Source organism: Bacillus sp. RB3, assembly GCF_030164735.1.
In the GTDB taxonomy this organism is placed as follows: domain Bacteria; phylum Bacillota; class Bacilli; order Bacillales; family Bacillaceae_G; genus Bacillus_A; species Bacillus_A cereus.
Genome location: NZ_JASNGE010000046.1, coordinates 22,875 through 30,009 on the forward strand (window position 1 = coordinate 22,875; position 7,135 = coordinate 30,009).

Consider the following 7,135-nt stretch of genomic DNA (forward strand, 5'->3'; position numbering starts at 1 on the left):
CAATTATGGCAAATGGATTTTCAAATTACAGAACCATTTATACTCAAGGTTGATTGGGATAAAGTAACGTATGAATTTTTAATTCGTATTAAGCCCGATGCTTCTAACACTATTGTTTTTGGATCCGGAGCAGGTGGGTTTCAAGAACAGCCAATTGGTCCACCTATTTTTCATCGACATTCTTGGATGGATGAATTTGAAGATACTGTTATATATTATAATGACCCTACGTTATATCTTGGAAAATTATCTTTAGGCTGGGGACAGGGAGAGTTAAATAGATTTTATTTACAAGATATAGCAAATATTTTAGAAATAGTATTTGTAAAGTTAAAAGTTGATTCGAAAAATGTGTTGTTTTATGGCAGTTCCGGGGGAGGATTTATGTCTTTAATTTTAGCTGGATTCGTTAAGGGCTCCACAGCTTTAATTAATAATCCTCAAACAAATTTATTAAAATGGATACCTGTACCAATAAATCTAGTTTTCGATTTGTCTTATCCAAATTTATCAAGAGAAGAAATTGAGGAGAAATTTGGCGAAAGAATTAATGTTGTGAAATTTTTTAATCACATTAAATATGTACCGAATATTTATTTTTTACAAAATTTCGCGTGTGAATTTGATGTGCAAAATCATTTACTACCATTTATTTCTGAATTAGAGCAACTTGATAAAGACACGGAAGTAAATCAAATTATAATTGACTTATATTTTGATAAAAAAGCAGGGCATGCAGCTGTAGGGAAGAGTGAAACAATTGAATATATAAAAAAAGTAAAACCTAATCAGACTGTAAAAGAAGAACAAAAAGAAGTGGACCTATCAGTCGTTATAGTTTTAGGAGAAGAAAAATCAAAATTGAATCAAATTTTAAATAAAGTGCAGCATATAAAACCAATAGAAATTATTATTGTAGCTGATGATAGAATGAGTGCGATACAATCTATACCAACATTTGTTGAAAGTAACGTTGTTGTGATTGAGGAGAAAAGTAAACGGAAAGCACCAGTTCATGGGGCAAAAATCGCCAATGGTGATGTAGTCTTATTTTTAGATGGGGAAGATGTTATTTTTTCGGTAGAATTAGAGCGATTTATAGAACCGATACTGAAAAAGGAACAGGATGTAATCTTAAATAACATAGACTCCGTATGTTTTGAAAAGATGAGAGTAGAATGGCCAAGTATTGCTATGGTGTATAGAAAAATAGTAAACGATGTATTGGGGCGTATGGATTTAAAATATGATTCGATGTTATCTATGCCATATGCTATTACTAAAAAAGCAATTGAAGACATTGGATATGATATCTTGCAGAACCCTATTCTGTCCCAAGTCACTCTTATTGAGAAAGGGTGGCGACTACAATCCTCGTCAGCCATCACTAACACCTCCTTGAATAATATGCCCGCAAACGAAACCTCTTTCTATAAAAATGAATTAACTAAATTAGAAGTATATGAGATTAAAGAAAATATAAAAGCTTTGGAGAGTTGGTTACAACGAAAAGATGATAGAGGTAACTATACAGATGGAGGAAGAAAAAGAGAAATTATAGAGCAGTTAAAAAAACAAAAGAATTATTCACGTTTCCATAAAGGATGGGGAATGAATTCATCAATTTATAATGGAAAACAGTTATCAATTATTATACCAGCACAAAATGAAGAATCAACGATTAAAGAAGTTATTCTTGAGGCAAGAAAAATTGAACCGAAAGAAATAATTGTTGTCATTAATGGGTCAACAGATCAGACAGAAGTAATCGCTAAGCAATCAGGGGCAACAGTAATTGTTTATGAAGAAAGATTAGGGCATGATGTAGGACGGGCAATTGGTGCACAAGAAGCCACAGGGGATATACTTCTCTTTATTGATGCTGATTTTGCTATTCCAGCAAAAGATCTTCATCCGTTAACGCAAGCTGTTGCGGATGGTGTTGATATGGTTTTAAATGATTTAAATTTAAATCTTAGATTTCCTCTATATATTGTAAGTTTATATAAATATATGTTGAATATTGCTTGTAACCGTAAAGATTTAGGGGTAGGATCTACAATTGCTGTTCCCCATGCTATTAGTAGAAAATGTTTAGAGGGAATTGGCTGGGACACTCTTCACACAGCGTGTATTGCACAAGTAAAGGCAATATTAGAAGGGTATAAAGTCGGATGTGTCCATTTTGTAGATGTAATGAAACCAAATCGTATTCGGCCACAAGAGCATTTTGCGACGATAGGACATCCACCAGCTGTATTGAGAATTACTGGGGATCATTTAGAAGGACTTTCATATTTATTGAAGAATAAGGATTTTAAAGATTTATTTTAAAAGGTAAATTTGTCTATTGAATGAGTAACTTAAACATTTCATTTATGCAACTTGACGATATTTAGTATTGCAATGAAACTAAAATCAAAAATTTTTATTATTTTTAGCTCAGGTACAAGTGAAGAGCATGTTTCACTGACTGATAGTAAATGAACAAGTAACTAAAAGGTAAAGGCTTCTTTATATATGAAGAAGCTTTTATCTTTTTTATTTTAAGTATGGAAGGTAAAGGGTAAATAAAGTTGTATTTTTATTTGTGGATAAATAGATATTAGATATAAGAAAGAAGGGAATATTTTGTCTTGCATCAATAAAAGTTGTTTTAATATTTCTTTAGAAACTAAAGTCAATCCAAATGGTGGGGCAGAAATATTCGTAAGGTGCAATGATGAATGTTTATCTAATTTTAATGTAATACCGTTTATTATATGTGTTTCTATTTCAGTAAAGGATGATTTGAGTTTTTTAGTTGATTTAGATAGTTTAATAAAACGTTAATTTTCTATGCAGTTAATAATAAAATAACATCTAATTTATAAGACTTAGTAAGAGAGTCGTGTCCGAATTTAATTTACTGCATATATTGTTAAAAGAAAGGAGGGAGAGTTATGGCATGTACTACGAATAATGTTTGTTTAGATGTGTGTCTTAAAATTACAATTACCCCTGGTAGTGGAATTGATGCAGTAGTCGATTGTGGAGGCACATGTGGGACAAGTCCTACTATTGTAATTAGTCCTAGTGGATCAATTGTTATTACTTTACCATTAGTTGCATGTTTCTCAATTGCACTAAAAGATGATTTAAGTGTTGACTCTTCATTAACAAGCCTCTATTTTCAAACTTCTTAAGAAAGATACAGAAATGAAAAGCCTGCCTGCTACTTTTCTTTTGATCTAATGTGAAAATAAAAAAGATGGTTACAACCATCTTTTTTATTTTGCTATATATTTAAAATAAATTCATATATTATTTGGTGGTAAGAATATACAATTAAAAGCATTCAGTGTTTCTTTTTTGTTCGATGAGGTAAGAAATTGCTTCTATATGATCACCAATGATTTGTTGCGTTGCTAATGAAAGGTAGCCTTCCTGCGAGAAGTGTTTTTCTGGTCGAACTCGATTTATCTTGTCAACGTCGATAGAATGAACATTTTGTACATGCAATCCTGCTAAAATTGTTTTAACTTGACTTAAGGTTGGTGAAAGAAGAGAATCAAACCCAATTGTATCAATGCATTTTCGACTAAAAGCATGAGGGACAGCAGTTGTGGAGCCCATACCTAAATCTTTTCGATTACATGCTAAATTAACAACATGCTTACATGCAGTTACGATAGTATAAGGAACACGATACATGTAGTAGTGCTCTAATTTATTTAAAGCTAAATCGGTTCCATTTTGAACAGATTGTACAAATGGTAATAAATCAGAACTAGGAATTAAGAAATCACCATCAATAAATAATAATATATCACCTTTTGCAAAATATGCACCAACGGCACGTCCGGTATCAATGCCGAGTGCTTCTTTGTAAGTAATAACTGTTGCACCGCAATTCTTCGCCAATTCCTCTGTTTTATCTGTTGATCCATTAACAATAATGATGATTTCTAAAGGTTTTAATTTCTGCACCTCAAAAATGATAGATTCTATCGTTTTTTCTTCATTTTGAACAGGGATAATGATGGATAATTGTTTATCTCCATAAGTATTTGAATAAAACTCTTTACCTGTAATTATTTTGGATATAGCTCTTTGTTCGCCGTTTTGAAGTTCTAAAATAATATCCCGCCTTCGATTATTATCAGTATAGTTTCCTCTTGAATCTTGTAATATATTTACCCAATTTTCAATTGCTTCTAGGTGATAACGAATGAGTTGTTTTGAGGGGAAGGAGGGAATTTGCGGTATAGAAATTTTAAAATGATTGCTAATGCGAAAATTATTTTTAATAATTTTCATTTGTGCTAATATCGGATTTAATAAACTTTCTGGAGTAATTGCTTCAAGAATTTCCTTTGTTACCGCGTAGGGAGGAAATAATAGTGAGTTAACATGTAAATCTGGACGATGAAAGAAATGATTCGTAACTTGCTGCCAAATCATTTCTATAGTTGGCTTTTGCTTTTGATAAAAAAAATCATCTAAATTGTTTAATACTAAGTCAGCTGATTTATCTAGTAATGGTTGAAGAAATTGTTTAAGTAAGGAAGGGGGGATATTGTAATTTGCATCTAAAAATAAGAGGTACTTACCTTTTGCTTTTTTGGCACCAATTACATAACAATTATTTGATTCTGTCGGTTCTTCTAATGTGATAATTTTACAATTGTAAGATTGTGCAATATCAATGGAATCATCGATACATCCGTTAATAGTAAGGATAATTTCTAAAGGCTGTAGTTGTTCACAGGCTTTCAAAATTTCAGGTAAAACTTTTATGTTATGCTGTATACGAATAATAATAGAAATCGGATTTTTACACATAAGTAGTCTCCTTTTTAATCAGAGGTAGTTATTAATAAGGTTAGATAAAATAGGAGATATATATTTTATTATATACGTAACGACTATTTAGTTTTATCAGACTTAGAATTTTCATTACTTGAATTGGAACCTTTATTTATTCCAGACGCGAGTAAATTATTGAGAACGCTAAGGTCTAGTTGCATAGGGATTGAGTTTTCGGATGTAGTTTTCTCATTTTCTTTTTTTGTAGTTAATATAGTCTTTATATTTTTTATTTCTTTATATTGTTTTAAGGTAATGAAAAATCCAGAAATAATGAAGAGAAAAGAAACAGTAGTAAGTAAAAGTATTATTTCCAACATAAAAGAGCCTCCTTTAAAACTATAATAATATTATAGTTAAATGTAATAAAACAGAATTCGAGTTAATGAGTTCACTTTTTAAATATATGCAAATCTTAAGTAAAAGTTACTGATTTCTAAGTTAGAGGAAGCAATTATAGAAACGTTATAAATATAAATAAATGAAAGTTTCATTTGTAGTGTAAAGGTATATATTATATAAGCTAAACGTCATTTTATAACAAGTTAAACAGGGTTTAATTTTATATAAAAAGAGCATTTAATTGGACAAATAATTAATTATGTGAAATAATAATAACAGATAAGGAGACGTTGTTTTTCCTTAAGTGCTTCGAATTAATTTTATTCAATAAGAGAAGGTGTGCTTAAAGAAGTTAAATTAAATAAGGAGCTGTTTTATTATATGCAACAAAATAATGATTTAAATTTTGAACCTCAAGACGTTAATATTGTCAATCCTAAACAAGCCAGGAAAGCAGTAATTGCTACTGGTATAGGGAACGCAATGGAGTGGTTTGACTTCGGATTATACGCGTATTTAGCGGTAATTTTAAGTCAATTATTCTTCTCAGGTGTTGATAATAGTGGATTGCAACTTGTACTTACATTCGGTACATTTGCAGCAGCCTTTCTCGTTCGACCAATCGGAGGTGTATTCTTTGGTAGAATAGGAGATAAGTACGGCCGAAAAATCGTGTTAAGTACTACTATTATTTTAATGGCACTTTCTACATTATTCATCGCATTACTACCAACCTATGAACAAATTGGTGTATGGGCACCAATACTACTTTTAGTTGCCCGAATGATTCAAGGCTTCTCTACAGGCGGCGAATATTCAGGAGCAATGGTTTATATCGCAGAATCTTCTCCAGATAAAAAGCGTGGTATACTCGGTAGTGGTCTTGAAATTGGAACACTCTCAGGTTACATTGCTGCATCGGTAATTGTTACCATTTTGACGTTATTGTTAACAGATGAGCAAATGCTCAGCTGGGGATGGCGTATTCCATTCTTAATAGCTGCACCAATTGGTTTGGTCGGTTTATACTTACGCCGTCATCTAGATGAATCTCCAATCTTTGAAGAGATGGAAAAAGCACAAGAGGAATCTGAAGACAATGAACAATTTTCATTCATGGATATTATTAAATATCACAAAAAAGACTTCTTATTAAGCACAGTAATTGTCGCCTTCTTTAATATTACAAATTATATGATTCTTTCGTATATTCCTTCTTATCTAACTCAAGTACTTAAAGTCGAAGAAACAACAGGCTTATTAATTATTTCTATTACGATGGCACTTATGATTCCACTAGCACTATATTTCGGTAAATTAAGTGATAAAATTGGTAATAAACGCGTTGTGCAAATTGGTTTACTTGGTTTAACTGTATTTGCAATTCCAGCATTTTTACTAATAGGTAACGGACATATTGCAGCTATATTTGCAGGTATTTTCGTACTAGGTTTCTTCTTAAGTGTATATGAAGGAACATTACCTTCATTATTACCATCACTCTTTTTCACTGATGTACGTTATCGAGCACTTTCGATCTCATTTAATATTTCTGTATCGATATTCGGTGGAACAACACCGCTCGTATGTTCATACTTAGTTCATGCAACTGGTAACCCGCTCGCACCGGCATTTTATTTAGCAGGTGTAAGTATTATTGGATTAGTTGTATTTAGTGTACTATTCGTTACGACTTCAGGGCGTGCGCTAAAAGGTTCATATCCTACAGTAGAAACGAAAAAAGAAGCACACCAAATCGCTAAAGAAGATCCTGAAGAAACACTTTGGTGGCATGAAGAGTCATTAGAAATTGAAGCAGGGAAGAATGCTTCAATTTAAAAAGCAACGTAGAAGTATAAAAAGACTCCTATGAATATGAACTGAACCCAAAAAATTAGACAAATATATTAAGCAGCTACTAAGGATTGAACTCTGTATTGCACAG

At 31.7% G+C, this 7,135-nt stretch carries 6 protein-coding genes; 4 read left to right on the forward strand and 2 right to left on the reverse strand.

The annotated features are described in order from the left end of the window. The first annotated feature begins 12 nt into the window (after positions 1–12). From QO049_RS28310 to QO049_RS28320, 3 genes are all read left to right on the forward strand, one after another. A complete protein-coding gene (locus QO049_RS28310) occupies positions 13–2,334 on the forward strand; it encodes a glycosyltransferase family 2 protein (protein ID WP_246963076.1) in 2,322 nt (773 codons plus the stop codon). A 297-nt stretch (positions 2,335–2,631) separates the two neighbouring features. Next, complete coding sequence (locus QO049_RS28315) at positions 2,632–2,832, forward strand: hypothetical protein (RefSeq protein WP_002103272.1); 201 nt, start codon at positions 2,632–2,634, stop codon at positions 2,830–2,832. A 110-nt stretch (positions 2,833–2,942) separates the two neighbouring features. Beyond that, complete coding sequence (locus QO049_RS28320; RefSeq protein ID WP_000752474.1) at positions 2,943–3,185, forward strand: hypothetical protein; 243 nt, start codon at positions 2,943–2,945, stop codon at positions 3,183–3,185. A 142-nt stretch (positions 3,186–3,327) separates the two neighbouring features. On the opposite strand, the gene QO049_RS28325 is transcribed toward QO049_RS28320, so the two are convergent. Next, positions 3,328–4,824 carry a glycosyltransferase family 2 protein gene (locus tag QO049_RS28325; protein WP_246960341.1) on the reverse strand — a complete coding sequence of 499 codons (1,497 nt, stop codon included), beginning with the start codon at positions 4,822–4,824 and terminating at the stop codon, positions 3,328–3,330. A gap of 83 nt (positions 4,825–4,907) precedes the next feature. Further along, entirely contained in the window at positions 4,908–5,168 is a 261-nt protein-coding gene (locus QO049_RS28330; RefSeq protein ID WP_000889747.1) for a hypothetical protein, read from the reverse strand. Positions 5,169–5,571: 403 nt separating this feature from the next. Here QO049_RS28330 and QO049_RS28335 point away from each other — a divergent pair, with 403 nt between their 5' ends. Next, positions 5,572–7,029: an MFS transporter gene (locus tag QO049_RS28335; RefSeq protein ID WP_001186926.1), complete on the forward strand. Its 1,458-nt coding sequence runs from the start codon at positions 5,572–5,574 to the stop codon at positions 7,027–7,029. The last annotated feature ends 106 nt before the right edge of the window (positions 7,030–7,135 follow it).

Coding starts and splice junctions, on each gene's coding strand:
- QO049_RS28310 (WP_246963076.1), top strand. CDS start 13: ATGGATTTTCAAATTACAGAACCATTTATACTCAAGGTTGATTGGGAT.
- QO049_RS28320 (WP_000752474.1), top strand. CDS start 2,943: ATGGCATGTACTACGAATAATGTTTGTTTAGATGTGTGTCTTAAAATT.
- QO049_RS28325 (WP_246960341.1), bottom strand. CDS start 4,824: ATGTGTAAAAATCCGATTTCTATTATTATTCGTATACAGCATAACATA.
- QO049_RS28330 (WP_000889747.1), bottom strand. CDS start 5,168: ATGTTGGAAATAATACTTTTACTTACTACTGTTTCTTTTCTCTTCATT.
- QO049_RS28335 (WP_001186926.1), top strand. CDS start 5,572: ATGCAACAAAATAATGATTTAAATTTTGAACCTCAAGACGTTAATATT.